The organism is Polaribacter sp. Q13 (assembly GCF_016858305.2).
Classification (GTDB): domain Bacteria; phylum Bacteroidota; class Bacteroidia; order Flavobacteriales; family Flavobacteriaceae; genus Polaribacter.
Window position 1 is genome coordinate 1,069,443 of the sequence record NZ_CP074436.1, and the last position, 26,848, is coordinate 1,096,290.

Sequence of the window (26,848 nt, forward strand, 5' to 3'; positions counted from 1 at the left end):
AACTAATCTTTATTTATCTGTTATTTTATGTGGCTTTTTTAAAGTTAAAGAACCTATAAATAAAAAACCTAAAAAAGGAATTAACACATAACTTACATAACGATAACTCCCTAAACTCGTAAAACAATAGCTAAAGAAACTAGGAGCCAATGCACTTGCTATAACCAAAAAACTCATTATTTTACCTGTTATAGCTCCTAAATACTTTCTTCCAAAATAACGAGGCCAAGTTACAGCATTCACAACTGCAAAAAGCCCACTACAAACACCTAAACCTATAATTAACAAATAAATTCCTATGGAGTCATCTAATAATAAAAGACCAACAGCAGCTATAATTCCGCTAAAAATCATGATAAAAAGATAAATTTTATGTTCAATATAATCACTTAGAATATTAGCTAATGTAGAAACAGAAATAGCTATGATTGAAATTGGCAAAAAAACAGCAATTGCTTCTGTTTTATCATAGCCTTGTGTATTAAAAATTGAAATTACATGAAACGTAAAACCTGTACTAAAAAAGCTAAAAAAAGCTAAAGACAAACCAAACATCCAGAAAGCTCTTGTTTGCTTTGCTTCCTCCAACGTAAAATTAACTTCTAGAATTTCAACTTTCTTTTTTTTACTTTTCTTTTTAGAAAGAAAACCATCCGGAATTAAACCAAAGTCTTCTGGTTTATTTCTATAAAACTGAAGTATTAAAAAACTAAAAACAAATAAGCTAACTGCTAAAATTTGCCAACTTACCTCCCATCCGTTTTCATCAATTAAATAATTAAACAAAATTGGAGAACTCGAAAAACCTAAAGAAACAGCAATACTACTTATAGAATTTACTTTACCTCGATTTTTATCAAACCACATCATTACCATATTTCTAGAAGCCATAGTAAGCACTCCTTGTCCGCAAAAACGTACTAGAAAAAATAAGAAACTTAGCAATACAAAAGGAATTACCCAAGATTTTATATTCAAAAAAAGTTTAAGAGTATCACTAATCCCTTCTGAATATGAAAAAATAATTAACGAGATTGCTAAAAAGGATGTTGCAAAAAAAGCAACATAACGTGCTCCGAATTTATCAAATAATCGTCCTGCTTTTGTTACAAAAAAAGCACTTAGCAAAGTACCAATTAAATACGCATTGCTAAATTGATTTCTAGTTAAACCTAAGGCATCTTTAACAGGATCTGTAAAAACAGAAACGCCCACAGTTTGACCAGGTATGCTGAATAATATACCTATACTACCAAAAATTAAAACCACATATCCGTAGAAAAATGGCCACTTTTTAGGATTGATAAAAGAATATTTATTAGAATTTATCATTTAATTTACACTACTTTCTTTTTCTTGACGTGATAAAATAAACACCTGTTAATAAAATAGCCGAAGCAAATACAGACTGCGTTGTTAGGTGTTCATCTAAAAAAAACCACCCCATAAATAACGCTATTACAGGATTTACATAAGCAGAAGTTGATACTTTTTCTGTAGCTACTTCTTTTAGCAAATAATTAAAGGCTGTAAAAGCAATAACTCCACCAAAAACAATAAGCATTAGCATAGAAACCTGAACATCTGTACTCCAACTTAGAGGAGAGCTCCATGTTTCATTAAAACTTAAACTCATAAACATTAAAATAGTACCTGCCACTAACATTTGATAGCCTGTACTTACCATAAAACTTTTTGGCAAATTTGCTTTAGAAACAAAAACACTACCATAACTCCAACTTAACACACAAGTTAAAATCATAAAAGTTCCAAGCAAACTTCCTTCAGAAGTTGTTAATTCTTGCTGACTCACTAATAAATACATTCCAAAAACACCCAAACCAACACCAATCATCGATTTCTTTTGAAATGGTTTTCTATCAATCAATCGTAATAAAAACAGTACAAATAAAGGTTGCGTAGATGCTAATAAAGCACCAAAGCCACTATCTACATATTTTAAAGCCCAAACAAAAACACCGTTTCCATAAACTAAAAAGAAAAAAGATGCAATACCCACATTTAAAAGTTGCTTTCTAGAAATGGATAAATTATGCTTTAAAAGAATTGCAAAAAACATCATTAATGCTCCTGCTGTTAAAAAACGAACTGAAGCTAAAAAAAATGGAGGAAGCTCTGTAACAGCTACTTTATTAAACAAATAAGTAGATCCCCAAATTACATAAATGGAGATAAATGCTAAAACGATTAATAATTTTGACTTTTTCAAATAAATATTATTTTTAAAACCAACGATCCTCAAGGCCGAGCCATAGAAATATTTCGCTGGTTTCATTTTGATTTTAGAATCAAAAACCAAAAAATCTGTATTTTAGATTCCCGCCTTCGCGAGAATGACAGTTTCAATGGAAACCTCGAGGCAGAGCCTCGAGGAATTCTTTTCGATTAAAGCTAATTTAAGCCAACAAAGATAATTGATATTTAAAACCTAAAGTCATTTTAAATGAATAGTTCTAATTGTTTTTATCATGTTACTAAATTTTTAAATACAATCAGCACCAATAATTAATTAAGCAAATCTATTAGCCGTTAAACACTGCAAAATAAAATTAAAATTGATGGTTTAAATTCCGAAGTTTATGGTACTCATCTTAAACAAACTAAAAAAATAGGAAGCAAAAAATTAGAATATCACACTAGAACAAAATTTAATTTTAGTAAAAACGAAAACACCTTATAAGTACTTACTTCTAAAGTGTTTTAATTGATAAAAAATCTACTCTGCTTTCTCTGAACCTACCAAATCTTTTATAGAAATATCATTTATAAAAACATCTTTAAGAACAAAATTCCCATTATGTATATAAACCATCCCATAAGTTGTATTCTCTTTTACCGTATCTCTCCTATTCATTCTCACTAAATCTTCAGCAGGTTTCGCTTTAAATTCTTCCATATAAAAACGATCAAAAGGTAAATTAAAACTAACAACCTTTCTTCTTTTATTATACCAATTTGTTTTAGCAATTACATAATCGTTCGGTATCGATAGTTTTACCTTACTAACCGTTTTTAATTTAGCAAAACCAATACTGTCCTTAAAATAAACATAAACTTCTTGTTTTCTTTTCCAAATAGAATCCTCTGTTTTAAACGAATTTATCTCATAATTCATTCTAATAAACTTACCCCTAAATGGATCATTAGGATCTATTGGCTGTGTTATAAACTTATAAAACTTGCCTGCTTTTAAAGTTTCTTCTTGATCATACATCATTTTTGTTGGTACCGCTAATTGCATAAGAACCACCAATAAAAAAAGTATAAATATTATTTTTTTTGATTTCATTTTTTATTTTTTTAGCGTTTTACTTTGTTTCTTTAGCATTAAATAATTGGTTACAAAAAAACCTGCCCCAACAATTATAAATAATAAACCTCTAATTATAAATGTCATTTCTGTATCTAAAAAACGACAAGTAATTAATGCAGTAATAATTAGTAAACCATAATTTAGAATAACAAAACTAGCTTTATCCACACCTTTTTTTACAATACTAACTCCTAATACCAGCACTGTAATATTAACCAGTGCAACGGTAATTCTAGTATCTAATGACTGAGTGGCATAAAATAAAATCATTAAAAAAGGAATGAATTGAAAAATATTATTAAAATTAAATTTTGAAAATGAGTTGTTTTTTATCAACATATAAAGTGTACTTAACATTAAAAAGCCCCCAATTAACAGTTCCTTATTACCTAAAAATGAAATTTCAAAATCTATGTTCCAAAAACTTTCAAAACTAACCATAAGCATTGTTATTACTAAACCTAAAGAACCAATTACTAAAAATCCATTCTTAGAAACACGTAAACTTCTAAAGCTTTTTAATTGCCCTACATTGTAAATAAAACCTAATAAAAATGAGTATAAAATTACATCTAATCGGTAAACAGTATTTAAGAAAGCTCCAAAAACAATAATTAAACTCAAAGGAAACAACCAATTTAAAATAGCTGTAAAATTAGTAGTTAAATTGTTTTTTAAATGGTAAAAATATTGTGGCAGCAATAAAGCAAATAGCAATATATAAAACCATGGCACTTTAGTTTCACTAGAAAAGCTATACCCTAAACTGCAAGCATAGACCGTTGCAAAAATTAAGGTTAATAAAAAAACTCCTTTAAATTTTAATAAATAAATTAAGGGCAAACACAACAATATCCAAGAAAGTAAAAAGGAACTTAAATTACCTGGAATGTTATAAATTTGACTAATTAGCGAAATACTAGAACCTACTGCAAAAAACAAAAACACTCCAGAAGACTCTAACCATGTTTTAGATTTTTCTTTTAGTATTGAATATCCTACAATAAACTGACCAACTACAAGTGGTAAAAAAGCTAAAATAGATTTTACCGTTTTAGAAAAATCGTCCCAATTATGGGCTAATATTAATATAATTCCTAACCCTACTAATAAACTACCCAAAACACCAAAAATGGTGAATAAGTTGTTTGAAGAGGATTTTGAAGCTGATCTTGAATTGTAATAGTTTTCAATTTTTGATGCTATTTCTTTAGAAATAACTCCATTCTGTATCAATTCTGGAAGTTCTTTTATAAATTTTGAATCCATTTCATTTTAATTTTTATTAAAAATACTAATTTTAAACCCCACAAGTCGAAACTTGTGAGGTTTTGGCTCTCTAAAACCATTACTAAACTAACTTTTCTCTTCTTCTGTTTTGTTGTTGATAAAATCGATATCTCTCGTATTCTTTTGTACTGTAATGGCTCCAAATAAACTTAATAGGAATGAAATTCCGTAGAAACCTTTTTCACTTAAAAGCAAATCTGCATTTCTAAGCCCTATAATTAACAAAAGAATGGCCGCTATAACTACCACCCAACTTATTCCGTAATACATTTCACTTACTTTAATTTCTTCTGCTTTGTCTCTTACCGCTTTTTGCAAAGAAATTACTGCATAAATACCCATTAAAAGAATAGAAAAATAATACCCTTTTTCATTCAATTCCATAGAAGCATTCCATAAACCGATACAGTAAGAAACCAGACCAATCATTAAAACTCCCCACGAAGCGCCAATATAAGCAGAAGTTGGTTTTGGATTTAACTCATTCTTTACTTTATTCTTTTTACTTACTTTTTTAGTTTCTTCATTAATAGAAGATGTTGTTTGATAATTCATAATATTTAGTTTAATAATTATGATACAAATTTGCGACTCTTTTAAAGTTCTGAGAATTCAATTTTAAACAATTACTGACGATATAAAATATAAAAAATTATTTATATTCTATTATTTAATTATATTTACAAGACATTTACTGACGATATAATGATAAATTTAAAAGAAGTATTAAGTACTTTTACAAAGGAACAACAACAAGAATTTCTTTCTTTTCTCCATAAAAAGAACAAAAGAAAAGATGCTAAAAACGGCCAATTGGTTACACTTTTACTAGAAGACAATGCATCTTCTGCTGAAATTTCTGATAAATTATACGGTAAACAGAATAAAGTAGCTTTACACGCACTTAGAAAACGTTTGTTTCAATCTCTTATAGATTTTACAGCAAACACAAGTATGAAAGAAGAAAACTCTATAGATATTCTTTTAATAAAAAACATTCTTTCTGCCAGACACTTCCTAAAGAAAGAACAAATAAAAGTTGGGTATCAAATTTTAGACAAAACCATCATAATTGCAAATGAGTATCAATTATTTGCAATTTTAAATGAAGTTTATCATACTAAAATTCAATATGCTCATTTAAACCCAAACTTAAATTTAGATCAATTAATTAGTACTTTTAAAGAGAACCAAAATCGACTTATTTTAGAAGATCAACTAAATATTGCCTATGCTAAAATTAGGACATCATTAGCCAATTATCACAAAAACAAGTCTAATATTGACATTAAAGAATTGATATCCATTATTTTAAAAGAACAAAATATTACAATTTCAGATACCTTATCGTTCAAGTCCTTGTATCAAATTATTCAGATAACCAGCATATCTTCTGCTCAAAAATTCGATTATTATAATATTGAAGAATTCGTTATTGAAACCTATCAAATTATTCAAAATCATACATCCAAAGACAAACAACTTAATTATCACTTAGAGGTTTTGTATTTAATTGCCAACGTACTTTTTAGAAATAAGAAGTTTAATAAATCTCAAAAATACTTAAAACTGATGCTTTTCTATATGAATGCTGAAAAGAAAAAATATTATAGTGATTTTATTCTGAAATATGATTTACTGCATGCTCTAAACTTAAATTACACAAATAAACAAGAACAAGCTATTGCTTTATTAGAACCTTATATCGATAAAAAAAACACGGATCTTGTTGCTCAATTAGACTTCTCTCTTTCATTAATCGTTTTTTATTACCAGCATAAATCCTTAGAAAAAGCTCAAAAATTAGTGTCTAAATTTTACCATACCGATAAATGGTATATTGAAAAAGCAGGTATTATTTGGACCATCAAAAAAAACTTAATTGAAATTTTATTACAAATAGATTTAGGAAATATAGACTTGGTAGATTCTAGGTTAAAAAGCTTTAAAAGAAACTATTTTACGAATCTGTCAGAAATTAATCAAGAAAGGGTAATTACTTATTTAAAGTTAGTAGAAATCTACTATAAAAATCCAGAGATTGCTACCACAACCGAATTTAAAGAGAAAGTAGCAACTTCTTTTAGTTGGATAAACAACGAGAAAGAAGATATTTTTATGATGAGTTTCTTTGCATGGTTAAAAGCAAAAATGACCAAGCAAGATATTTATTTAGTCACTTTAAATTTGATAAATAGTTAAACAATAATACTTTTCTTATTTCAATAAAAATAAATCATTTGGCATACTAATTGCTTCTTATAATTTTAAACAAAAAAACCTACACTATGAAACACATCTATTTATTACTTTTAATTCTTACCAGTTTATTATTATACAACTGCAGCAAAGACGACAAAGAAATAGATGTTAGATATAACGTAGATGATTTACAAAAAATTCATGGAAACGGTTCTAAAACATGGAAAGTTGAGGGCTTTTACAAAACCTATGAAAATGATTTACTCAGCGAATTTAACGACTGTTATACCGATGATACGTATACTTTTTTCTACGATAAAAACGAAGCTCAGGTAACGCTTGGTAATAATTCTTGTTACTACGATAATCCTACAGAACAAGACGGGCGTTTAACTTATAATTTCTACGAAGATATAGGTGAAATTTTCATCAATATTTCTAAAGGAGAAAGTCTTGATGAAAATTTTAGAACTGAACTTACTATTCTTGGTTTAACAGAACTTAGTGAAACTAGAATGGTTTTTACAGCAGGAGAAAATCCTTATTATGGAAAAACTATAGTTTTCACATCTGTACCATAAATCTTTCAAAAAGCGTTATTTATGTCTTCCTATTAATTCTTTTTCAATATCTTTTAACGTAAACCCTTTTGCTTGTAACAACATTAAATAATGGAACATTAAATCTGCTGACTCATAGATAAATAATTCATCGTTATTGTCCATTGCCTCAATAACAGTCTCCACTGCTTCCTCTCCTACTTTCTGAGCAACTTTGTTAATTCCTTTAGCAAATAAACTTGCTACATAAGATTTTTTAGTGTCTTTATTAGCTACTCTTTCTGTAATAACGTCTTCTAAAGTAGAAAAGAAACCATAATTAGATTTGTTTTCTTCTCCCCAACAAGTATCTGTTCCTTTATGACATGTTGGCCCATTCGGATTTACAGAAACCAACAAAGTATCATTGTCGCAATCTAGTTTTATATCTACTAAATTCAATACATTTCCGCTTTCTTCACCTTTTGTCCAAAGTCTATTTTTAGTTCTAGAAAAGAAAGTAACTAATTTTGTTTCTTGCGTTTTTGCAAACGCTTCTTCATTCATATACCCTAACATCAACACCTTTTTTGTGGTTACATCTTGAATGATTGCGGGTACTAATCCGTCGTTGTTTTTACTAAAATCGATATTCATAATTTTATTTTTATACTATATTGTCATTTCAAAATGAGCTTTCACAGAGATTTAGATTCCTTCTTCTTCGGAATGACATTCTTTACATTTTATATTCTAACTGGTATATTTTGCTTTTTCAACTCCTTTTTTAACTCTAAAATAGGGATTTCTCCAAAATGAAAAACACTTGCAGCTAATGCAGCATCTGCTTTTCCTTCTTTAAACGTATCTGCAAAATGCTGAATTGTTCCTGCTCCTCCAGAAGCAATAATAGGTATGTTTAATATTTCTGATAAATGTGCCAAAGCTTCGTTTGCAAAACCTGCTTTTGTACCATCATGATTCATAGACGTAAACAAAATTTCTCCTGCGCCACGATTTTCTACTTCTTTTGCCCATTCAAATAATTTAATATCTGTTGGTATGGTTCCTCCTGCCAAATGCACAAACCATTCTCCGTCAATTTGTTTGGCATCAATAGCAACCACCACACACTGACTCCCGAATTTTTCTGCCAATTCATTAACCAATTCAGGTCTTTTTACCGCGGATGAATTGATAGAAACCTTATCTGCCCCCCATTTTAACAACTCATTTACGTTTTCTACAGAAGAAATTCCACCACCAACTGTAAACGGAATATTTACTTGTTCCGCCACTTGATGCACCATTTCTATCATGGTTTTTCTACCTTCTAATGTTGCAGAAATATCTAAAAAAACCAATTCGTCTGCACCTAAATCTGCATATTGTTTTGCTAAAACTACAGGATCTCCTGCATCTATTAAATTCACGAAATTAACACCTTTTACAGTTCTTCCGTTTTTAATATCTAAGCAAGGTATTATTCTTTTTGTTAACATTTTTTATAGCTTTTGGCTCTTGGCTTTTGGCTGTTCGCAAATAGCAAACTGCTGAAAGCTAATTGCTATTTTTTTAATATAAATTGCTCCAACTGTTTTAAGCTGATTTTATTCTCATAAATTGCTTTTCCAATAATAACACCTTCACAACCATTTTCTGCCAATTTAGGCAATTCATCAAAAGCAGAAATTCCACCAGAAGCAATTAGTTTTACGTTTTTTACTTCGGATAAAATCTGTTGATAGATATCGAAACTTGGTCCTTGTAGCATGCCGTCTTTAGAAATATCTGTACAAATAATATACTGAATTCCTTTTTTTTGATAATCGGCAATAAAAGGAATCAACTCTAAAGAACTTTCTTCTTGCCATCCATTCGTAGCAATCTTTCCTCCTGTTGTATCAGGATAAAAATCGGCACCTAAAATAATTTTTTCTGAACCATATTTTTTAATCCAACTTTCAAAAATTTCTGCATTTTTAACAGCAATACTTCCTCCAGTAATTTGATTCGCTCCAGAATTAAAAGCAATTTCTAAATCTTTATCAGATTTTAAACCACCACCAAAATCAATTTTCAAATTCGTTTTAGAAGCAATTTGCTCTAATACTTTATAGTTGATAATTTCACTTGCTTTTGCACCATCTAAATCTACCACATGCAAATATTCGATTCCCGCAGCTTCAAATTCTTTGGCAACTTCTAACGGATTTTCGTTATAAATTTTCTTTGTGTTATAATCTCCTTTTGTTAAACGAACACATTTTCCGTCTATAATATCTATTGCTGGTATTATTCTCATTTTTTTGGCTTTTACCTTTTGGCTAATAGCTAAAAGCTAAAAGCGAAAGGCTTTTTTTTATTTATTTAAAGCAGTAACTTGAATTTCAATTTTCATTTTTTCATCAATTAAAGCTGCAGAAAAAACGGTAGCTGCTGGTTTCACATTTCCCATATATTTTTTTAAAACCGGTAATGTTAATTCAAAATCAGACGCTGTTGGTAAAATATAAGTAATTCGTACAATTTTATCTAAACTAGAACCCGCTTGCTCTAAAACAGCCTTAATATTTTTAAAACATTGCTCAGTTTGATTGACAACATCATCTGCAATGGTCATATTTTCATAATTAAAACCTGTTGTTCCAGATACAAAAACCCAATCTCCTTCTACTACTGCTCTTGAATAGCCCATTACATCCTCAAAAGGAGAACCCGAACTTATTAATTTTCTTGCCATATTAATTCTATTTTATAAATTTAAGAAGTTTTGTAAAATCTTACTTCCTTCTACACCACTCTTTTCTGGGTGAAATTGTGTACCGTAAAAATTATCTTTTTGCAATGCAGATGCATATTCAAATTCATAATCGGTTGTTGCAATCGCTTCATCACAATTTTCTGCATAAAAACTATGCACTAAGTACATAAATTCTTTTTCTTTAATGCCTTTAAATAAATCAGATTTTAAATCATAAACAACATTCCACCCCATTTGCGGAACTTTTACTGCTTTAGAAAACTTCTTTACAACTACATCAAAAATCCCCAATCCTTTTGTATCTCCTTCAGACGAAGATCTGCACATTAATTGCATTCCTAAACAAATCCCTAAAACAGGTTGTTTTAAAGAAGGAATCACTTTGTCTAATCCGCTCTCTTGCAACATTTTCATAGCAGAACTTGCTTCTCCAACTCCAGGGAAAATCACTTTATCCGCAGCTCTTATTTCATCAATATTATCTGATAAAACAGCATCTACTCCTAAACGTTTAAACGCAAACTGAATACTTTTTATGTTTCCTGCTCCGTAATCTATAATGACTAATTTCATTCTTTATCTTTTAGCTTTTGGCTATTAGCAAATGGCTAACAGCTAAAAGCAATTTTATAACACACCTTTTGTTGATGGTAAAAACATCTTGTTTGCATCTCTTTTAACCGCCATTTTCATTGCTTTTGCAAAAGCTTTAAAAATTCCTTCTATTTTATGATGCTCGTTTGCTCCTTCTGCCTTAATATTTAAGTTACATCTTGCACCGTCTGTAAACGATTTAAACAAATGTAAAAACATTTCTGTTGGCATATCTCCAATCATTTCACGTTTAAAATCAGCTTCCCAAACCAACCAAGGTCTTCCACCGAAGTCAACAGCTGCTTGCGCTAAACAATCGTCCATTGGCAAACAGAATCCGTAACGCTCAATACCTAATTTATTTCCTAATGCTTTGTTGAACAACTCACCCAAAGCAATCATGGTATCTTCTATAGTGTGATGCTCATCAACCTCTAAATCTCCATCCACTTTTACTGTTAAATCCATAGCACCATGACGACCAATTTGATCTAACATGTGGTCGAAAAACTTAACTCCTGTAGAAATATCATTTTTACCAGAACCGTCTAAATTTAGTTTGATGTAAATCTTAGTTTCATTGGTATTTCTAGTAATTTCGGATACTCTATCTTCTAATTTTAAAAACTCATAAATGGTTTTCCAATCTGTGGAAGTTAAAGCGATACAATCTAAAATTTTTTGTTTAGAAGTTTCAATTTCGTCTGCACCTAATTCTGGATCTTCAGATAAAAAGATTCCTTTTGCTCCTAAATTCTTAGCCAATTCCATGTCGGTAATTCGATCACCTAAAACAAAAGAGTTTGCCAAATCATATTCCTCAGAAAAATACTTGGTTAACAAACCTGTTCTTGGCTTGCGTGTTTCTGCATTTTCATGTGGAAACGTTTTATCGATACAAACATCAGAAAAAACAACACCTTCTTTTTCAAAAGCAGATAGAACTTTATTTTGTGCTGGCCAAAAAGTATCTTCTGGAAAAGAGTCTGTACCCAATCCATCTTGATTGGTTACCATCACCAATTCGTAATCTAATTCTTCGGCAATTCTTGCCATGTAACGAAAAACCTTCGGATAAAACTCTAACTTTTCTAAACTATCTAATTGATAATCTACAGGCGGTTCTAATACTAAAGTTCCATCTCTGTCTATAAATAATACTTTTTTCATATTGTAGCTTTTCGCTTTTGGGTTTAAGTTTTTAGCAAAATGCTAAAAGCGAATAACCAACAGCTATATTTATTTTATTGCCTTTAAAGCTCTTAATAATCTTTGATTTTCTTCACAAATCCCAACACTTATACGCAACGTATTTTCACATAAAGGTTGAGTTGTTCTATTTCTTATTACTACACCATATTCAATTAATTGTTGGTAACGTTTATTAGCGTCATCTACCTTTAACAACAAAAAATTACCATCTGATGGATATACCTTTTCAATATAACTATCACAACCTTCCAATTCTTTTTTAAGTCTTTTTCTCTCACTTATCAACTGCGAAATTTCATTTTCAACTTCATCTATTTTTTGCAATCGCACAATTGCTCTTTGTTGGGTTAATTCATTTACATTATAAGGCGGCTTTATGTTATTTAAAATTTTAATAATTTCTTTGGATGCATAACAAACTCCTAAACGAATTCCCGCCAAACCAAAGGCTTTAGATAAAGTTTGTGTAATGATTAAATTAGGAAATTGCGCCAACTTTTCTAACCAGCTTTTTTGCTCAGAAAAATCGATATACGCTTCATCTATAACCACTAAACCATTAAACTTAGTTAGCAATTCTCTAACCGATTCAACAGAAAAGCTATTTCCCGTAGGATTGTTTGGAGAACACAAAAACAAAATTTTACTATTTGCATCTGCTTCCTTTAAAATCTGACTCACTTTTGGTTGAAAATCACCATCACTTAACAACACCGTTCTATTTTCTATTGCATTAATGTTTGCCAACACAGCATACATACCATAAGTAGGAGGCAATGTAATTACATTGTCTTTATTAGGCTCGCAAAATGCTCTATAAATTAGATCTAAAACCTCATCACTTCCATTTCCTAAAAGAATATTTTCTTTATCGATTCCTTTAATTTCTGACAACAAATCTTTCACTTTATTTTGTTGTGGATCTGGATACCTATTGACACCATTTTCGAAAGGATTTTCATTAGCGTCTAAGAAAATCATTTCGGTAGTATTGGCATCTTTATACTCATCTCTTGCAGAGGAATATGGTTTTAGAGATTTAATGTTTTCTCTAACTAAGTTGTTGATGTTAAAGTTTGTTTTCATACGTGTTCTTTTCTAAACCTCACAGGTTTAACCTAATTTAAATCCTTTAAGCGAATTGAAACTGCATTTTTATGCGCATCCAATCCTTCTGCAGCTGCCATTAATTCTATTGATTTACCAATAGTTTGTATCCCTTCTTTAGATATTTTCTGAAACGTAATACTTTTAGTAAAACTATCTAAATTTACACCAGAATATGATTTTGAAAATCCGTTTGTAGGTAATGTATGATTGGTTCCAGATGCATAATCTCCTGCACTTTCTGGCGTATAATTACCAATAAAAACAGAACCTGCATTTTCTATATTATCTATATAAAAATCGTTATTATTTGTACATACAATAAAGTGCTCTGGGCCATATTCGTTTATCAACTCTAGCGCAATTTCATCATTGGCAACAAAAATAGACTTCGAATTATCAATTGCTTTTTGAGCAATTTCTTTTCTAGATAGATCTAAAAGTTGTTTTTCTATTTCTAAAGAAACTTCTTTTATTAGTTCTTTTGATGTTGACACCAAAATTACCTGACTGTCTGCACCGTGTTCTGCCTGACTTAATAAATCTGAAGCTACGTAACTAGCATTTGCAGAATCATCTGCAACTACTAATAATTCACTTGGACCTGCTGGCATATCAATAGCAACACCGTGTTTGGTAGACAATTGTTTAGCAACTGTTACAAACTGATTTCCTGGTCCGAATATTTTGTACACTTTCGGCACTGTTTCTGTACCAAATGTATACCCTGCAATTGCCTGAATTCCGCCAACTTTTATAATTTTTGTAACTCCACAAAGATTTGCAGCAAACAAAATTGCTGGATGAATTTTTCCTTCCTTATTTGGAGGAGAACATAACACAATTTCTTTACAACCTGCAATTTGAGCAGGTATAGCCAACATTAAAACTGTAGAAAACAAAGGTGCTGTTCCGCCAGGAATATACAAACCAACTTTTTGAATTGGTCTTTTTTCTTGCCAACATTGTACTCCGTTTGCCGTTTCTACAAAAACTTTTTCCGTTTTTTGTGCTGTATGAAACTTGGTAATATTTTCTTTTGCAAGAATAATTGCGTCTTTTAATTCGTTAGAAACTAATGAAATTGCTTCTTCTATTTCATTAAGAGAAACAATATTATTTTCTAAAGAAACACCATCAAACTTTGCAGTGTATTTATGAATTGCAGCATCTCCATTTGCTTTGATATCTGCAAAAACCTCATTTACGACTCCTTCAATATCATCAACTGTTTTTGTTGGTCTCTCTAAAATTTGAGACCAATCTTTTTTTGATGGATTTATTATTGTATTCATGATCTATTTTTCTCCTGCAAGGTTTCTAAAACCTTGTAGGTATTTTACTTTTTAATTTATACTTACAAAGTGCTTTAAACCTTGCAGTATGTTTACAAACTTGCAATTTGCGTTAGGGATTGTAGCATTTGTTTGAGCTCTTTTTTCTTTTTCAGAAAAAAAGCGAGTGCGAAAAGCCCGTTAAAACGCCCAAATAAAAATTATATACCTACAAGGTTCTGAAAACCTTGCAGGATAAAAGGCTAAATTAAAGCACCATTTTTTCTATAGGGCACACTAAAATACCTTCTGCTCCGTTGGCTTTTAACTCATCGATTATTTCCCAAAATTCGTTTTTGCTAATTACAGTGTGCACAGAACTCCAACCTTTTTCTGCCAATGGCAAAACGGTAGGACTTCTCATACCTGGTAATAATTTTAAAATATTTTCTAATTTATCATTAGGTGCATTTAACAACACATATTTAGAATTTTGTCCTTTTAAAACTGACTGAATTCTAAATTGAATTTTCTCTAAAATAGCTCTTCTTTCTGCTGATATTTTAGAAGAAACCGCCAAAACAGCTTCTGATTTTAGTAAAACCTCAACCTCTTTTAAACCATTTTTAAATAGAGTACTTCCACTAGAAACAATATCACAAATTCCGTCTGCCAATCCTATATTTGGGGCAATTTCTACAGAACCATTAATAACGTGTATGTCTGCTTTAATATTTTTTTCTTTTAAAAATTTCTTTACTGTTTCTGGATACGAAGTTGCAATTCTTTTTCCGTCTAAATCTTTTAACGAATTTGCATCAGAATCTTTAGGTACTGCAATAGAAACCTTACATTTAGAAAAACCTAAACGTTCTACAAACTCAATATCTGCTCCTTTTTCTATTAAAACATTCTCTCCAATAATGGCTGCATCTACTACTCCATCTTTTAAATATTGAGGAATATCTCCGTTTCTTAAATAGAAAACCTCAACAGGAAAATTTCTTGCAGCTGCTTTTAATTGATCTTTACCATTGTCTATAGAAATACCAATGTCTTTTAAGATTCTCATTGAATCTTCATTTAATCTTCCTGATTTTTGTACTGCAATTCTTAAATTACTCATTTTTGTTTTTGTTTGATGCCTGAGCAAATACGGTTTAAAATTAAAAAACCCGTTTGATTTGCTCAAACGGGTTTATAAATATCTTGATTTTATTCAATACACTTTTAAATCGCTTGACTGCAATTGTAAAAATGATGATGATGGTTTTGAATAAAAGTCATGTCTTGTTTATTTCTATGCAAATATCAAAATTTTATTTCTAATTACACAAATAATCTGATAAAAAAATCATGAAAATAAAATATTTATCAATTTTTAAATATTTGTTTAAAATTTATATTCCTTTTAATTTATAATTCCTTTTTAACTTTTACATACAAATACCTATTTTTGCAGCCATGGAAAACATTAAACAGGTTACAAAAAAACTACAGCGTGCAGTTGCAGAAGCTATTCAACAATTTACGATGATTGCTGAAGGAGATAAAATTATGGTTTGTCTTTCTGGCGGAAAAGATAGTTATGCCATGCTGAATATGTTATTGTATTTTCAGAAAGTAGCGCCTATTTCTTTTGATATTGTAGCGGTTAATTTAGACCAGAAACAACCTGGTTTTCCAGAGGAAGTATTACCTACTTATTTAAGTAATCTAAAGGTTGATTATAAAATTATAGAAAAAAACACCTATAAAATTGTAATGGATAAAACGCCCGAAGGTAAAACAACTTGTAGTTTATGTTCTCGTTTGCGAAGAGGAACTTTATATGAAGCTGCCAAAGACTTAGGTTGTAATAAATTGGCTTTAGGACATCATAGAAATGATATTATAGAAACCTTTTTCTTAAACTTCTTTTTTGCAGGAAAAATGGAAACCATGCCTCCTAAATTTAAAAATGACGCTGGTGACATTGTTGTTTTAAGACCATTGGCTTTTTGTAAAGAAAGTGACATAGAAGAATATGCGAACTTTATGGACTTCCCTATTATTCCTTGTAACTTATGTGGATCTCAAGAGAATTTACAACGCCAAAATGTAAAACAAATGATAGCCGATTGGGAAACTGAATTCCCAAATAGAAATGCTATTATGATGAATGCCTTGCAAAACGTATTTCCTTCTCACCTTCTAGATAAAAACTTATATGATTTTGAAAATTTGGAATCTAAAATACCCAAAAATTCTTTAACCGATTAAGCTTCAAACAACTCTTTTTTTCTAAAAATATAGACTTATTTTCTTTGATTTTTACCTTAAAATTAGTAACTTAGCTTAGTGCTATTTCTTTAACCTCAATTAAAGAACACGGCAATTTATTATGAACTAAAATCACGAGATATGAGCCTTCTATCAAACAATGTGATTCCTGGAAATCACGGAAAAGTATTCGAAACAAACGTAGTAGATAATTACGATTTACAAAGAATAAAAAATGATTTATTGCTTGTAGACGGAATTAAAGATGTACTTATTGATGCACAAAAATTTCCAAAAGAGTTTACTGTGCATACAACAAAATTATTAGCTATTAAAGAAATTGAAGCTGTTGTGTTACATTTAGGTTTTCATGCAATAGAGAGAGCCCTTTTTAAGCTTTAATAACAGTTTTTACAGCAACTAAATTGATGTCATTAAAATTACGTAAAAAAAGAACTAAACCTGTGATAGATTTTTTTATACACCTCACCCTACTAAGAATCTATAATCACTAGAGCATAGACAATATACATATTGATAAAAAACTAACTATTCGGTAAAAGTGTTTGTATTTTTTGAAGTAAATCTTTAATTTCTTTTACAGAATTTAAATTTTCTTTTACAGACATCGTACTTTGTCTTTCTATTAACTGAACTGGAATTACCATTTTAGAAATATTACTTTCATTTTTTAACTGTATCAAAATTTGCTTTACAGCTTGTTTCCCTATTTCTAAAAAATTTTGATGAACGGTTGTTAACGGCGGATTGTAATACGCACTATTTATAGTATCATCAAAACCCGTTACTGCTATTTGCTCTGGTACGGCATATTTTTGCTCTGCACAAGCCCTTAAAGCACCCAATGCCATTTGATCATTCCCTACTAATAAAGTATCTATTTCTTGAGGCTGCAAGAGTACTTTTGTGGCTTCATCATACCCACTTTTAGCACTCCAATCTCCTGTTTCTACAGTTACAATTTCTACCTCAGAGGCTTGTAAAACATCTAACCATGCTTGTTTTCTTAAATTTGCAGCGTGCGAATGAGCGGGTCCATTTAAAAGCGCAAATCTTTTTCTTCCTTGTTTCAACATTAACTCTGCAATTAACGCAGCGCCTTTGTAATGATCTGCAGCAACCTGACTCACGTTTGCTTCAGGAGAAACATCAATAAACAAAAAAGGTAAATGCTCATGTTTCGCTACTAAGATTTCCGCCAAATCTTTTTGCACGGGTAAATTTACAAATACAACGTCTACTTGTTGAGACTTTAACTCTCGTATGGCTTTTTCTAAGTTTTTCTCTTCAGAATTTGAAACAGCAATAGATACCGCATAGCCTGCCTTTTCACTTTCTAATCGAATTCCGTTTACAATACTAGAAGCACCTTCCATGGTCATTTCTAGTGTTATGATCCCAAAAATTTTTGCTTTTTTACGCACCAATAGTTGCGCTCCTTTATTTGGTACATACCCTAATTGATCAATTGCTTCCTGAACTTTTTTTAAGGTATCTAAATTCACTCCTTTTCCTCCGTTAGTAACTCTAGAGACTGTTTGAGTAGAAACCCCTGCTAATTCTGCAACTTCCTTAAATGTCACCTTTTTATTCATAAACAAACCTTAATTACAACAAATATAATTGTTTAAAATTACAATGTCTTATTCATAGAAAAATCTATACCTGCATAGAATTACAACAAGTATAGATTTTAAACTATCGGGGGACTAAAAAAAAAATAACTTATTATATTTTCACTACAAAACCTCCTCCTGGAGCCATACGCACTGTAAACGTATCTTTTATATTCTCTGTTTTTTTTACAAAATCAATTCCATTCATATCTGCATTCGGTCCATCTTTAAGCACAGTAGCACTTCCAGATTTCCCTGTAATTTCTTTTATATTGATTGTTATTTCACGAGCGTCCCAGTTATTTAAACCACCAATATACCAGTCATTTCCTTTTCTACGAGCCGTAATAATGTACTCTCCTATTTTTCCATCAACAGTAATAGTTTCATCCCACGTAGTTGGAATAGAAGCAATAAATTCTGTACTAACAGGATTTTTCTCATAATTCGTTGGGGTATCACAAAGCATGTTTAAAGGAGAAAAGAATATTACATACTCTGCAAATTGATGCGTACGTGTACCTTGACTCATTGGTTTTGAGAAGTTAGGAGCATATTGAGTTTCTACTTCATTGGTAATAGTATTTAAAGCCTTTACCGCATTATTCATAGCACCTTGCGTATAATCTACAGGTCCAGAAATCATTCTGATAAACGGAAACGTAACATCATAGGTAACCTGATCACATTCTTTTGGTTGCCATTTCATTTGCTCTAAACCATGCACTCCTTCAAAATTTAAAATATTTGGATAGGTACGTTGTAAACCTGCTGGTTTATAAGTTCCATGAAGATCTACAATCAATTTATATTTTGCACACATTTGCGCAGAACGCTCGTTAAAATACACCAATTCCTGATCATCACCATTCATAAAATCGACCTTAAAACCTTTTACGCCCATTTCACTATAATGCTTACAAACCTCTTCCATATCTTTGTCAAAAGCATAATAACCAGCCCAAAGAATAATATCTACATTACGTTCTTTTCCATATTCAACTAGTTCTTTGATATCAATTTCAGGAACAACCTGCATTAAATCGTATACTTTATTAACCGACCAACCTTCATCTAAAATTACATATTCAATGCCATTTTTTGAAGCAAAATCGATATAATATTTATACGTTCTATTATCTATACCCGCTTTAAAATCTACACCTTCTAAATTCCAGTTATTCCACCAATCCCAAGCAACTTTTCCTGGTTTAATCCAACTTGTATCACCAATTACATTTTTAGCAGCTAATTTGTAAGACATCGTTGTATTTGCCAATTCCACATCATTTCTTGTTACAATTGCCGCTCTCCAAGGAAAACTACGTGGTGCATTTACTTTCGCAATAAAAGGATGTCTACTTTTTACAATTACCTGAAGATTATTATACCCTGCGTGTTCTTCTACATCATCTCTTAAAGGCGCAAAAAAAGCATTCATTGTATTTTTACCAATACTTGTGGTTAAGTACATTCCTGGATAATTTCTTAAATCACTTTCTGTAATGGTAATACGTTTTTGATTTTTAGATTCGATACTTAAAGGCAAAAACATTAACCTATTTTTATCTAAATCAGAAATTTTAGAACGTGTGTATTGATTTTCAAAAGATTGAAAAAGTTGATGTTCCATAGTTCCCGGAGAATACACATACGGTACTGTAGTTTCTACATCGTGCGCAAACTTATATTGTGCCTGCTCACTCACCACTTCATAACTTCCTTTTTTTGTTGAAGCAAAACGATACGCAACACCATCATTATAAGCTCTAAACTCTAAACTCCAATGATCATTAAACGTTATAGTTACAGTATTGTATTCATCTTTTACCGTTTTAGATTTGTAAAAATGAGCATTGATTACGTCATTTACTTTCGCTGTTTTAATGTTCTTTATTTTAGAACCAAGTCCCCAGATAGTTCCATCAGACAAGGTCATAGAAAGTTGAGAAGGCTCTAATACCTGCACTCCGTCTTGTGAAATAGTGTAATAGATAGATTTACCTACCGTTACCTGCGCCTGTGTTTTTCCATCAGGAGATTTTACGATTATTTTTTTATCTGCTGCAGACATAACAGACGCGCCAAAAAGAATTAATAATGCTGCTGCCATTATTGAAAATGTATTTTTCATGATTATAAATTTTAAGTTAATTGTTGTTTATTTTATTTTTTAAATTGATTTACCACCAGATTTCAAATTGTAATCCATAAGTAAATCCGGAAGTATTATTACCAAAAGGAGCGCCATTAGGCGTATTACCAATCAGTCCTTTTAAATCATCGCTCCAAAAAGCGTAGGTAACAAACGGACGCAATACTGGGCGCGCGTAAAAACCTTTTTCTAACGAAAGCTCTGGCGTAAACGTTATTTTATCAAGATTACCAGAAACATTTAATTGTTCATTTTTAATATACTCATGCGTCAATTCTAAGTGTAATTTAAAATGATCGCTCATATAATACATTCCTCTTGCTCCCGCTGTTAACCAATACAGTTTTTTATCCCTCCCTTGCAAATAGGCTTTATTAGTAGGATTAGCACTATTGTATTCATAAGGCTTTGTTCCGTAATCTCTCATTACAGCAGACAGAATACCATTTACAGCAAAAGTTTCTTTATCATCATATAAAAAGTTATTGTTGATTTCTAAAAAGTAAGAACTTGCAATATCATTTAAAACGATGTTATCATTTCCTGGATTTTCTTTTTCAGACATTCCAGACCAGTGGTGTATTGGTATTGAAGCCCCTTGTCTAAATATAAGTGCCGTTGTATTGGTAATATATTTCTTTTCATAATCTAACCAGGAAATAACCGCAAAACCGTGTTTAGCATCATATTCCATGATTTCATTTTCTGCCCGATAACTATAATTTAAAGAGACATTCATTTTAAGCGTTTCACTAATTGGTAAATGCACATAACGCACATCTGCCGTATACGCTCTTAAGTGATCTTCTTCATCATTTATAAAAGAAACATCTTTACCTTTCTCTTGAAAAGCCCAAATACCGAATTTAATATCTTCATCAGTTCCTTTCTGAATTAGTTTTTCCATACCAAATCCCCAACCTCTTTGTCCTGGGTTTACCCACTGTCTATCTAACATATGTTCTGCTCTACGATCATAAAATCGTTTACCTGCCCAAATAACTTCTCCGTTTCCCAAAAAATTATTTGCACGCACATATAATTGTTCCGCTTTATTAAAACTCATTTGAGTATCCGTTCCAAAGTCTTCATAAATAGAACTCATCCAAATAACATCTAAAGATTTCGATTTCTCTTCATCAAAATAATACGAATAGTCAAACTCTAACTCTCCATAAGTATCGGCCTGATTTCCCAAACTATATTTATTTTGAGCACCTGGCATCTGAAAATGTGCCTGCGTTTCTCCACCTTCACTTCGCCCAACACCTGTCCTTAAATAACCAGAAGTTTTAAACTTATGATTTCCTTTTTCAAAAATTGTTTGTGCTTTCATATTAAATGTTATCGCAAACATAAATAATACAAAAACAGACAATAAAGTTCTTTCTCCTACTCGGAAAAGGGATGCGCTAGATTGACCAACACACCACAAAACCTCACTAAACAAAGGAGATAACCTTTTTTTTAAGTAATTTAAATATAAATATTTCATAACTGCTAGTTAATTGTTTACGCAAACATACGTATAATTGCATGATTTTCAGCGTATAGAATAAATTATTTACGAAAATATTATAAAAAATGTTTTCGTAACACAACCTACAACCAGTCTCACATCTCTATTAACCCCACTAAACCATACTGTTTTTCTTAATATTATCTTAAAATTCAAAAGAAAACATCAAAATATTTTTTCATTACTAACCGATTGTTTAGATTTGCATCGTAGTTAGGATATCATGGCAAGAAAAAAAGAATATAATGAAGATGTAGTCGTTGAAAAAGCAATGAATCTTTTTTGGAAAAAAGGGTACGAGGCTACTTCTATGCAAATGCTAGAAAAAGAAATGGGCATCAACAAATTCTCAATCTACTCTAGTTTTGGTAACAAACATGGTCTTTTTCTAAAAAGCTTAAAATGCTACAAAGGAAAAGTAAATGCTGTTTTAGATAAATTTAAAAATGCTTCCAACGGAGTTGAAGACATTAAACAATTTTTCTACGATTCTGTAAGTTCCAATTTTAAAGGCGACGATATAAAAGGTTGTTTGGTAACAAATACCTATAATGAGTTTTCAGAATCTGAAGATGCATTAATTAAAGAAGAAATGAATTCTTTTATGAATAACTTAAAAGCGTTAATCATAGAGAAACTTAAGTTAGACGAATCAAAGGATATAGAAACCATAGAAAAACAAGCCAATTTTCTCCTTTTAGCCAAACATGGTTTAGCAGCAGCAGCAAGAGTAAATAGTAAAAAAGAAATTGAAGATTACATAGAAATGACCTTTAAAAACATATAAACATTTTTTCACCCTAAAACTAAACGATAGTTTAGTTAAAATTAACATAAATAATAAATTAAAATAGAAATTATGACCACATTAAAAATTCACAACATTGAAACTGCACCAGAAGCAAGCAAAGCATTATTAGAAACATCTAAAAAAGCCTATGGTATGATTCCTGGATTACATGGTGTATTAGCTGAATCTCCACAAATCTTTGAAGCTTACCAAACGTTACACCAATTATTTACAGATACTTCTTTTAATGCAGAAGAATTAACGGTAGTATGGCAAACCATCAACGTAGAACATGAATGTCATTACTGTGTTCCTGCACATACAGGTATTGCAAAAATGATGAAAGTAGATGATGCTATAACAGAAGCTTTACGTAATGAAACTCCTTTAGCAAACCCTAAATTAGAAGCTTTACGTACGTTAACTTTAATAATTACGCGTAATAGAGGACATGTTTCTCAAGAAGAATTGGATGCTTTTTATGCTGCTGGTTATGGTGAGAAACAAGTTTTAGAAATTATTTTAGGTTTGTCTCAGAAAGTAATTAGTAACTATACAAACCACATTGCTAATACACCGGTAGATGCAGCTTTTAAAGCTTTTTCTTGGAGTAAAGAAAAAGTATAATATTCTTAAGAATATAAATTGAAAATAATTTAAACCTTCCGCTTCATTCGGAAGGTTTATTCAGTATTAAAAACTATATTTAAAATAAAAAACATGATAAAAGTATCTGTAATGTACCCAAACTCTAAAGATGTAAAGTTTGATGTAGAATACTATAAAACAAGTCATTTACCTATGATTTCTAAAGCAGTTGGTAGTGCGTTAAAAGGGTTGGAATTAGATTTAGGAATTGGAAGTAGAATTCCAGGAGAACCTGCTCCTTATGTAGCAATTGCACATTTATTGTTTGATGATGTTGCTTCTTTTAAAGAATCGTTTGGTCCGCATGCTGCTGAATTTGCTGCCGACATAAAAAATTACAGCAATGTACAAGGAAAACTTCAAATTAGTGAATTGATAACTTTTTAAAGATGAAAAACAACCGTAACATAAAACCGAAAGTACTTTTTTTTGATGTAAACGAAACTCTATTAGATCTTACCAAAATGAAAAAACAGGTTGGTGATGCTCTGGGCGGAAAAGAAGAATTACTGCCTTTATGGTTTACGACGATGTTGCACTATTCTTTAGTAACATCCGCAAGCGGAGATTATAAACCTTTTGGACATATTGGTGCTGCAGCTTTGCAAATGGTGGCTGCTAATAATGGCATTAAATTATCCGAAGAAAATGCGCGCAAAGTAACTGTAACTGCTATGCAAAACTTACCTCCTCACCCAGAAGTAAAAGAAGCATTATTGCTATTAAAAAAAGCGGGTTACAAATTAGTTGCGTTTACAAATTCATCTATCAAAGGTTTAAAAAATCAATTTGAAAATGCAGGGTTAACTGATTATTTTGATGAAATGTTAAGTGTTGAAGAAACTGGTAAGTTTAAACCTTTTACGGAGACTTACCTTTGGGGAGCATCAAAAATGGGTGTACATCCAGAAGAATGCATGTTAATTGCAGCACATGGTTGGGATGTATACGGAGCAATGAGTGCCGGTTTAAGAGCTGCTTTTGTAGCAAGACCTGGTCAACAATTATTTCCGTTAGCGCCCAAACCAGAAATTGTAGAAACCGACTTAAAAAAAGTAACTGACCTACTTATAACTTATATATAAAATTATGACACAAAAATTAAAAATAGACATCGTTTCTGATGTTGTTTGTCCGTGGTGTACCATCGGATACAAACGTTTAGAAAAAGCAATTATAGAATTGGATCTTCAAGATAAAGTAGACATAGAATGGCAACCTTTTGAGTTGAACCCTAATATGCCAGCTGAAGGTCAGAATGTAAACGAACATATTACAGAAAAATATGGTTCTACAACCGAGCAACAAAATCAATCGAAACAAATGATGACGGAAGCTGGAGAAGAACTTGGTTTTAAATTCGATTATTTTGATGACATGCGCATGGTGAATACCTTTGATGCACACGTTTTATTAGAATATGCGAAAAATTTCGGCAAACAAACTGAATTAAAAATGCGCTTAACAGCTTCTTTTTTTAGCGAACGTAAAGACGTTTCTAAAAGAGACATCTTAAAACAAGCCTTATTAGAAGTTGGTTTAAATGCAGAAGAAGGACTTGCTAAATTAGACAATGAAGATGCACAAAACGAAGTAAGATTCAAACAAAATTATTGGAAAAATTTGGGTGTCAATTCTGTACCAACTATTGTCTTTAATAGAAAAAGTGCGGTAACTGGTGCACAACCTGTAGATACTTTTAAACAAGTACTTTCAGAATTAATGAAAGAGGAACAAACCGTTTAAAACTGCCAATAATTACTTAAAAATAAAAAAATGGAAGCAACAAACAATAAAGGAACATTAGACGCATTATTAACTGCAAAACGTAACGAAGGTGCAGCAAAATTCACCAAGGAAAAGAATAAAATTTATGCAGACGGAATTGCAAGTGTAGCAGATTCTGGTATACTTGAAAGTGCTTTAAATGTGGATGATAAAGCCCCTAATTTTACACTAAAAAATGCTTTAAACAAATCAGTAACTTTATACGATGAATTAAAAAACGGACCTGTAGTTTTAACATGGTACAGAGGTGGCTGGTGTCCGTATTGCAACATTACATTGCATTATTTACAAGAAAAATTACCAGAATTTCAACAAGCAGGTGCAACACTTATGGCTTTAACTCCTGAATTACCAGATAATTCTTTAAATACATCCGAAAAAAACAATTTAGAGTTCAATGTTTTAAGTGATGTTGGCAATACTATCGGAAAAGAATATGGTGTTGTTTTTAAACTAACTGATGAAGTTGCCGAAATTTATGAAGCAGGTTTTGGTTTAAGTAAAGTAAACGGAGAGACCAGCAACGAATTGCCTTTAGCTGCTACGTACGTTATAGATACTAACGGAATTATTCAGTACGCTTTTTTAGATGCAGATTATAGAGAAAGAGCAGAACCATCCGCTATTTTAGCTGCTTTAAACAAGCTGAAATAACAATAGAACCCAAATAACTGATTCTTCTAATTTTCTAAGCAACAACAACAGTTCAATTACAAATTAACCAATTTAAACAAATATGCAAACTACCAAACTCCTCTTCATCGCTTTTAGTTTCTTCTTCTTTTCTTGTGGAAATAAAAAAACAAATTCAGAAAAAGAAACTCCAATTACCTTTAAAAACAAAGGCCATGAATTGGTTTACAACACGGTTCAAAAAACGGGAAATTATCAAATGCTTGCCGCTAAAAAAGATGTGGTCTACTCCTACTCTTACCAAACGCCAGATGGAAAAACAGACATCTCTACAGAAAAATATATTTTTGACGGAGAGTTTTCTTACGGTGCCTATACAAAGCACGAAAGAACGTTAACAGACTTAGAAGGTAAAGTAGAACAAGGCTATGACGGAAACGAATATTGGTTAAAAAATAATGGCGAAATCATAACAGATTCGGCAGCCTTAAAAAAAGTTGCTTTTAACAGACCTACAAATTTTTATTGGTTCTGTATGATTCAAAAATTATTAGATCCTAGTGTACAATATCAATATATAAAAGAGCAAACAATTGAAGGAACTGCGTATGATGTTGTGAAAATAACTTTTGAGGCAAACCCAAATAAACCGCAAGATATTTACCAAGTGTACATTAATAAGGAAACTAAATTGATAGATCAGTTTCTTTTTACGGTAATGGATTTTGGAAAAACAGATCCTCTTTTAATGCAAATGAAGTATGAAAATATAGACGGAATCTTAATCCCTACACAACGTAAATACAAAGCCTCTAATTGGGATGCAGAAGTTACAGATGCTCCTTGGATTCTTGTAAACTGGACCAATATTAAATTTAATAACGGCTTACAAAAAGCGATGTTTAAAAAATAATTAAAATACTTGTAGTAATTAATTTAAACCATTTTATATAGATCCTTCAGGTTTTCAGAAACCTGAAGGGTTCTTTCATTTAAAACGATTCAAATAAAAAAGAATATTCCTTAAAAATTAAACAAATAAAGTCCACTTTTGTACAACATAAAAAGCGTCTATTCGTTTTAAGGTTTTGGCATCATTT

28 protein-coding genes are annotated in these 26,848 nt (G+C 30.9%); 11 read left to right on the forward strand and 17 right to left on the reverse strand.

The window, feature by feature from the left end; genetic code table 11:
- Positions 1-9 precede the first annotated feature (9 nt).
- From JOP69_RS04380 to yiaA, 5 genes are all read right to left on the reverse strand, one after another.
- On the reverse strand, positions 10-1,332 hold the full coding sequence (locus JOP69_RS04380; protein ID WP_203392306.1) for a nitrate/nitrite transporter: 1,323 nt from the start codon (positions 1,330-1,332) through the stop codon (positions 10-12).
- 10 nt (positions 1,333-1,342) lie between these two features.
- A complete protein-coding gene (locus JOP69_RS04385) occupies positions 1,343-2,236 on the reverse strand; it encodes an EamA family transporter (RefSeq protein WP_252191222.1) in 894 nt (297 codons plus the stop codon).
- 501 nt (positions 2,237-2,737) lie between these two features.
- The gene (locus JOP69_RS04390) at positions 2,738-3,310 is read right to left on the reverse strand and encodes a GDYXXLXY domain-containing protein (protein WP_203392304.1); all 573 of its coding nucleotides are present in this window, start codon (positions 3,308-3,310) and stop codon (positions 2,738-2,740) included.
- Between the two features lie 3 nt (positions 3,311-3,313).
- Positions 3,314-4,603, reverse strand: coding sequence for a DUF2157 domain-containing protein (locus JOP69_RS04395; protein WP_203392303.1), 1,290 nt, complete (start codon positions 4,601-4,603; stop codon positions 3,314-3,316).
- Between the two features lie 87 nt (positions 4,604-4,690).
- Positions 4,691-5,179 carry an inner membrane protein YiaA gene (yiaA, locus tag JOP69_RS04400; protein ID WP_203392302.1) on the reverse strand — a complete coding sequence of 163 codons (489 nt, stop codon included), beginning with the start codon at positions 5,177-5,179 and terminating at the stop codon, positions 4,691-4,693.
- A gap of 150 nt (positions 5,180-5,329) precedes the next feature.
- Between yiaA and JOP69_RS04405 the strand changes: the two genes are divergently transcribed.
- The gene (locus tag JOP69_RS04405) at positions 5,330-6,826 is read left to right on the forward strand and encodes a hypothetical protein (RefSeq protein WP_203392301.1); all 1,497 of its coding nucleotides are present in this window, start codon (positions 5,330-5,332) and stop codon (positions 6,824-6,826) included.
- Positions 6,827-6,912: 86 nt separating this feature from the next.
- On the forward strand, positions 6,913-7,407 hold the full coding sequence (locus tag JOP69_RS04410; RefSeq protein WP_203392300.1) for a hypothetical protein: 495 nt from the start codon (positions 6,913-6,915) through the stop codon (positions 7,405-7,407).
- 15 nt (positions 7,408-7,422) lie between these two features.
- Here JOP69_RS04410 and hisIE read toward each other — a convergent pair whose 3' ends face one another.
- From hisIE to hisG, 9 genes are all read right to left on the reverse strand, one after another.
- Entirely contained in the window at positions 7,423-8,022 is a 600-nt protein-coding gene (gene hisIE / locus JOP69_RS04415) for a bifunctional phosphoribosyl-AMP cyclohydrolase/phosphoribosyl-ATP diphosphatase HisIE (protein ID WP_203392299.1), read from the reverse strand.
- A gap of 89 nt (positions 8,023-8,111) precedes the next feature.
- Positions 8,112-8,867 carry an imidazole glycerol phosphate synthase subunit HisF gene (hisF, locus tag JOP69_RS04420; RefSeq protein WP_203392298.1) on the reverse strand — a complete coding sequence of 252 codons (756 nt, stop codon included), beginning with the start codon at positions 8,865-8,867 and terminating at the stop codon, positions 8,112-8,114.
- Positions 8,868-8,932: 65 nt separating this feature from the next.
- Entirely contained in the window at positions 8,933-9,670 is a 738-nt protein-coding gene (gene hisA, locus JOP69_RS04425; RefSeq protein WP_203392297.1) for a 1-(5-phosphoribosyl)-5-[(5-phosphoribosylamino)methylideneamino]imidazole-4-carboxamide isomerase, read from the reverse strand.
- Between the two features lie 57 nt (positions 9,671-9,727).
- Positions 9,728-10,108 carry a RidA family protein gene (locus tag JOP69_RS04430; protein WP_203392296.1) on the reverse strand — a complete coding sequence of 127 codons (381 nt, stop codon included), beginning with the start codon at positions 10,106-10,108 and terminating at the stop codon, positions 9,728-9,730.
- 12 nt (positions 10,109-10,120) lie between these two features.
- Positions 10,121-10,702, reverse strand: a complete 582-nt coding sequence (gene hisH / locus JOP69_RS04435; RefSeq protein ID WP_203392295.1) for an imidazole glycerol phosphate synthase subunit HisH — start codon at positions 10,700-10,702, stop codon at positions 10,121-10,123.
- 54 nt (positions 10,703-10,756) lie between these two features.
- A complete protein-coding gene (hisB, locus tag JOP69_RS04440; RefSeq protein ID WP_203392294.1) occupies positions 10,757-11,893 on the reverse strand; it encodes a bifunctional histidinol-phosphatase/imidazoleglycerol-phosphate dehydratase HisB in 1,137 nt (378 codons plus the stop codon).
- 69 nt (positions 11,894-11,962) lie between these two features.
- On the reverse strand, positions 11,963-13,021 hold the full coding sequence (gene hisC, locus JOP69_RS04445) for a histidinol-phosphate transaminase (protein WP_203392293.1): 1,059 nt from the start codon (positions 13,019-13,021) through the stop codon (positions 11,963-11,965).
- A gap of 32 nt (positions 13,022-13,053) precedes the next feature.
- Complete coding sequence (gene hisD / locus JOP69_RS04450) at positions 13,054-14,337, reverse strand: histidinol dehydrogenase (RefSeq protein WP_203392292.1); 1,284 nt, start codon at positions 14,335-14,337, stop codon at positions 13,054-13,056.
- A 247-nt stretch (positions 14,338-14,584) separates the two neighbouring features.
- Positions 14,585-15,442: an ATP phosphoribosyltransferase gene (gene hisG, locus JOP69_RS04455; protein ID WP_203392291.1), complete on the reverse strand. Its 858-nt coding sequence runs from the start codon at positions 15,440-15,442 to the stop codon at positions 14,585-14,587.
- Between the two features lie 338 nt (positions 15,443-15,780).
- On the opposite strand from hisG, the gene ttcA reads away from it, so the two are divergent.
- Complete coding sequence (ttcA, locus tag JOP69_RS04460; RefSeq protein ID WP_203392290.1) at positions 15,781-16,578, forward strand: tRNA 2-thiocytidine(32) synthetase TtcA; 798 nt, start codon at positions 15,781-15,783, stop codon at positions 16,576-16,578.
- Positions 16,579-16,719: 141 nt separating this feature from the next.
- Entirely contained in the window at positions 16,720-16,980 is a 261-nt protein-coding gene (locus JOP69_RS04465; protein ID WP_203392289.1) for a heavy-metal-associated domain-containing protein, read from the forward strand.
- A gap of 143 nt (positions 16,981-17,123) precedes the next feature.
- Here the strand turns inward: JOP69_RS04465 and JOP69_RS04470 are convergent, their stop codons facing one another.
- The 3 genes from JOP69_RS04470 to JOP69_RS04480 all read right to left on the reverse strand — a co-directional run bounded on the left by JOP69_RS04470 (position 17,124) and on the right by JOP69_RS04480 (position 21,865).
- Positions 17,124-18,194, reverse strand: a complete 1,071-nt coding sequence (locus JOP69_RS04470; RefSeq protein WP_203392288.1) for a LacI family DNA-binding transcriptional regulator — start codon at positions 18,192-18,194, stop codon at positions 17,124-17,126.
- 133 nt (positions 18,195-18,327) lie between these two features.
- On the reverse strand, positions 18,328-20,349 hold the full coding sequence (locus JOP69_RS04475; protein ID WP_203392287.1) for a glycoside hydrolase family 97 protein: 2,022 nt from the start codon (positions 20,347-20,349) through the stop codon (positions 18,328-18,330).
- Positions 20,350-20,398: 49 nt separating this feature from the next.
- On the reverse strand, positions 20,399-21,865 hold the full coding sequence (locus tag JOP69_RS04480) for a carbohydrate porin (protein ID WP_203392286.1): 1,467 nt from the start codon (positions 21,863-21,865) through the stop codon (positions 20,399-20,401).
- Positions 21,866-22,112: 247 nt separating this feature from the next.
- Between JOP69_RS04480 and JOP69_RS04485 the strand changes: the two genes are divergently transcribed.
- The 7 genes from JOP69_RS04485 to JOP69_RS04515 all read left to right on the forward strand — a co-directional run bounded on the left by JOP69_RS04485 (position 22,113) and on the right by JOP69_RS04515 (position 26,661).
- Positions 22,113-22,676 (forward strand): TetR/AcrR family transcriptional regulator, encoded by a 564-nt coding sequence (locus JOP69_RS04485; protein WP_203392285.1) that lies wholly within the window; start codon positions 22,113-22,115, stop codon positions 22,674-22,676.
- 72 nt (positions 22,677-22,748) lie between these two features.
- Positions 22,749-23,306 (forward strand): carboxymuconolactone decarboxylase family protein, encoded by a 558-nt coding sequence (locus JOP69_RS04490; protein WP_203392284.1) that lies wholly within the window; start codon positions 22,749-22,751, stop codon positions 23,304-23,306.
- Positions 23,307-23,399: 93 nt separating this feature from the next.
- A complete protein-coding gene (locus JOP69_RS04495) occupies positions 23,400-23,714 on the forward strand; it encodes an EthD family reductase (RefSeq protein WP_203392283.1) in 315 nt (104 codons plus the stop codon).
- 2 nt (positions 23,715-23,716) lie between these two features.
- Positions 23,717-24,412 (forward strand): haloacid dehalogenase type II, encoded by a 696-nt coding sequence (locus tag JOP69_RS04500; RefSeq protein ID WP_203392282.1) that lies wholly within the window; start codon positions 23,717-23,719, stop codon positions 24,410-24,412.
- 4 nt (positions 24,413-24,416) lie between these two features.
- Positions 24,417-25,073 carry a DsbA family oxidoreductase gene (locus tag JOP69_RS04505; RefSeq protein ID WP_203392281.1) on the forward strand — a complete coding sequence of 219 codons (657 nt, stop codon included), beginning with the start codon at positions 24,417-24,419 and terminating at the stop codon, positions 25,071-25,073.
- 30 nt (positions 25,074-25,103) lie between these two features.
- The gene (locus JOP69_RS04510) at positions 25,104-25,769 is read left to right on the forward strand and encodes a peroxiredoxin-like family protein (RefSeq protein WP_203392280.1); all 666 of its coding nucleotides are present in this window, start codon (positions 25,104-25,106) and stop codon (positions 25,767-25,769) included.
- Between the two features lie 82 nt (positions 25,770-25,851).
- Complete coding sequence (locus tag JOP69_RS04515) at positions 25,852-26,661, forward strand: DUF6503 family protein (protein WP_203392279.1); 810 nt, start codon at positions 25,852-25,854, stop codon at positions 26,659-26,661.
- The last annotated feature ends 187 nt before the right edge of the window (positions 26,662-26,848 follow it).

What these genes read in the sequence shown, in the direction of transcription:
- JOP69_RS04380 (WP_203392306.1), bottom strand. Translation starts at nt 1,332, where the DNA reads ATGATAAATTCTAATAAATATTCTTTTATCAATCCTAAAAAGTGGCCA.
- JOP69_RS04390 (WP_203392304.1), bottom strand. Translation starts at nt 3,310, where the DNA reads ATGAAATCAAAAAAAATAATATTTATACTTTTTTTATTGGTGGTTCTT.
- JOP69_RS04395 (WP_203392303.1), bottom strand. Translation starts at nt 4,603, where the DNA reads ATGGATTCAAAATTTATAAAAGAACTTCCAGAATTGATACAGAATGGA.
- yiaA (WP_203392302.1), bottom strand. Translation starts at nt 5,179, where the DNA reads ATGAATTATCAAACAACATCTTCTATTAATGAAGAAACTAAAAAAGTA.
- JOP69_RS04405 (WP_203392301.1), top strand. Translation starts at nt 5,330, where the DNA reads ATGATAAATTTAAAAGAAGTATTAAGTACTTTTACAAAGGAACAACAA.
- JOP69_RS04410 (WP_203392300.1), top strand. Translation starts at nt 6,913, where the DNA reads ATGAAACACATCTATTTATTACTTTTAATTCTTACCAGTTTATTATTA.
- hisIE (WP_203392299.1), bottom strand. Translation starts at nt 8,022, where the DNA reads ATGAATATCGATTTTAGTAAAAACAACGACGGATTAGTACCCGCAATC.
- hisF (WP_203392298.1), bottom strand. Translation starts at nt 8,867, where the DNA reads ATGTTAACAAAAAGAATAATACCTTGCTTAGATATTAAAAACGGAAGA.
- hisA (WP_203392297.1), bottom strand. Translation starts at nt 9,670, where the DNA reads ATGAGAATAATACCAGCAATAGATATTATAGACGGAAAATGTGTTCGT.
- JOP69_RS04430 (WP_203392296.1), bottom strand. Translation starts at nt 10,108, where the DNA reads ATGGCAAGAAAATTAATAAGTTCGGGTTCTCCTTTTGAGGATGTAATG.
- hisH (WP_203392295.1), bottom strand. Translation starts at nt 10,702, where the DNA reads ATGAAATTAGTCATTATAGATTACGGAGCAGGAAACATAAAAAGTATT.
- hisB (WP_203392294.1), bottom strand. Translation starts at nt 11,893, where the DNA reads ATGAAAAAAGTATTATTTATAGACAGAGATGGAACTTTAGTATTAGAA.
- hisC (WP_203392293.1), bottom strand. Translation starts at nt 13,021, where the DNA reads ATGAAAACAAACTTTAACATCAACAACTTAGTTAGAGAAAACATTAAA.
- hisD (WP_203392292.1), bottom strand. Translation starts at nt 14,337, where the DNA reads ATGAATACAATAATAAATCCATCAAAAAAAGATTGGTCTCAAATTTTA.
- hisG (WP_203392291.1), bottom strand. Translation starts at nt 15,442, where the DNA reads ATGAGTAATTTAAGAATTGCAGTACAAAAATCAGGAAGATTAAATGAA.
- ttcA (WP_203392290.1), top strand. Translation starts at nt 15,781, where the DNA reads ATGGAAAACATTAAACAGGTTACAAAAAAACTACAGCGTGCAGTTGCA.
- JOP69_RS04465 (WP_203392289.1), top strand. Translation starts at nt 16,720, where the DNA reads ATGAGCCTTCTATCAAACAATGTGATTCCTGGAAATCACGGAAAAGTA.
- JOP69_RS04470 (WP_203392288.1), bottom strand. Translation starts at nt 18,194, where the DNA reads ATGAATAAAAAGGTGACATTTAAGGAAGTTGCAGAATTAGCAGGGGTT.
- JOP69_RS04475 (WP_203392287.1), bottom strand. Translation starts at nt 20,349, where the DNA reads ATGAAAAATACATTTTCAATAATGGCAGCAGCATTATTAATTCTTTTT.
- JOP69_RS04480 (WP_203392286.1), bottom strand. Translation starts at nt 21,865, where the DNA reads ATGAAATATTTATATTTAAATTACTTAAAAAAAAGGTTATCTCCTTTG.
- JOP69_RS04485 (WP_203392285.1), top strand. Translation starts at nt 22,113, where the DNA reads ATGGCAAGAAAAAAAGAATATAATGAAGATGTAGTCGTTGAAAAAGCA.
- JOP69_RS04490 (WP_203392284.1), top strand. Translation starts at nt 22,749, where the DNA reads ATGACCACATTAAAAATTCACAACATTGAAACTGCACCAGAAGCAAGC.
- JOP69_RS04495 (WP_203392283.1), top strand. Translation starts at nt 23,400, where the DNA reads ATGATAAAAGTATCTGTAATGTACCCAAACTCTAAAGATGTAAAGTTT.
- JOP69_RS04500 (WP_203392282.1), top strand. Translation starts at nt 23,717, where the DNA reads ATGAAAAACAACCGTAACATAAAACCGAAAGTACTTTTTTTTGATGTA.
- JOP69_RS04505 (WP_203392281.1), top strand. Translation starts at nt 24,417, where the DNA reads ATGACACAAAAATTAAAAATAGACATCGTTTCTGATGTTGTTTGTCCG.
- JOP69_RS04510 (WP_203392280.1), top strand. Translation starts at nt 25,104, where the DNA reads ATGGAAGCAACAAACAATAAAGGAACATTAGACGCATTATTAACTGCA.
- JOP69_RS04515 (WP_203392279.1), top strand. Translation starts at nt 25,852, where the DNA reads ATGCAAACTACCAAACTCCTCTTCATCGCTTTTAGTTTCTTCTTCTTT.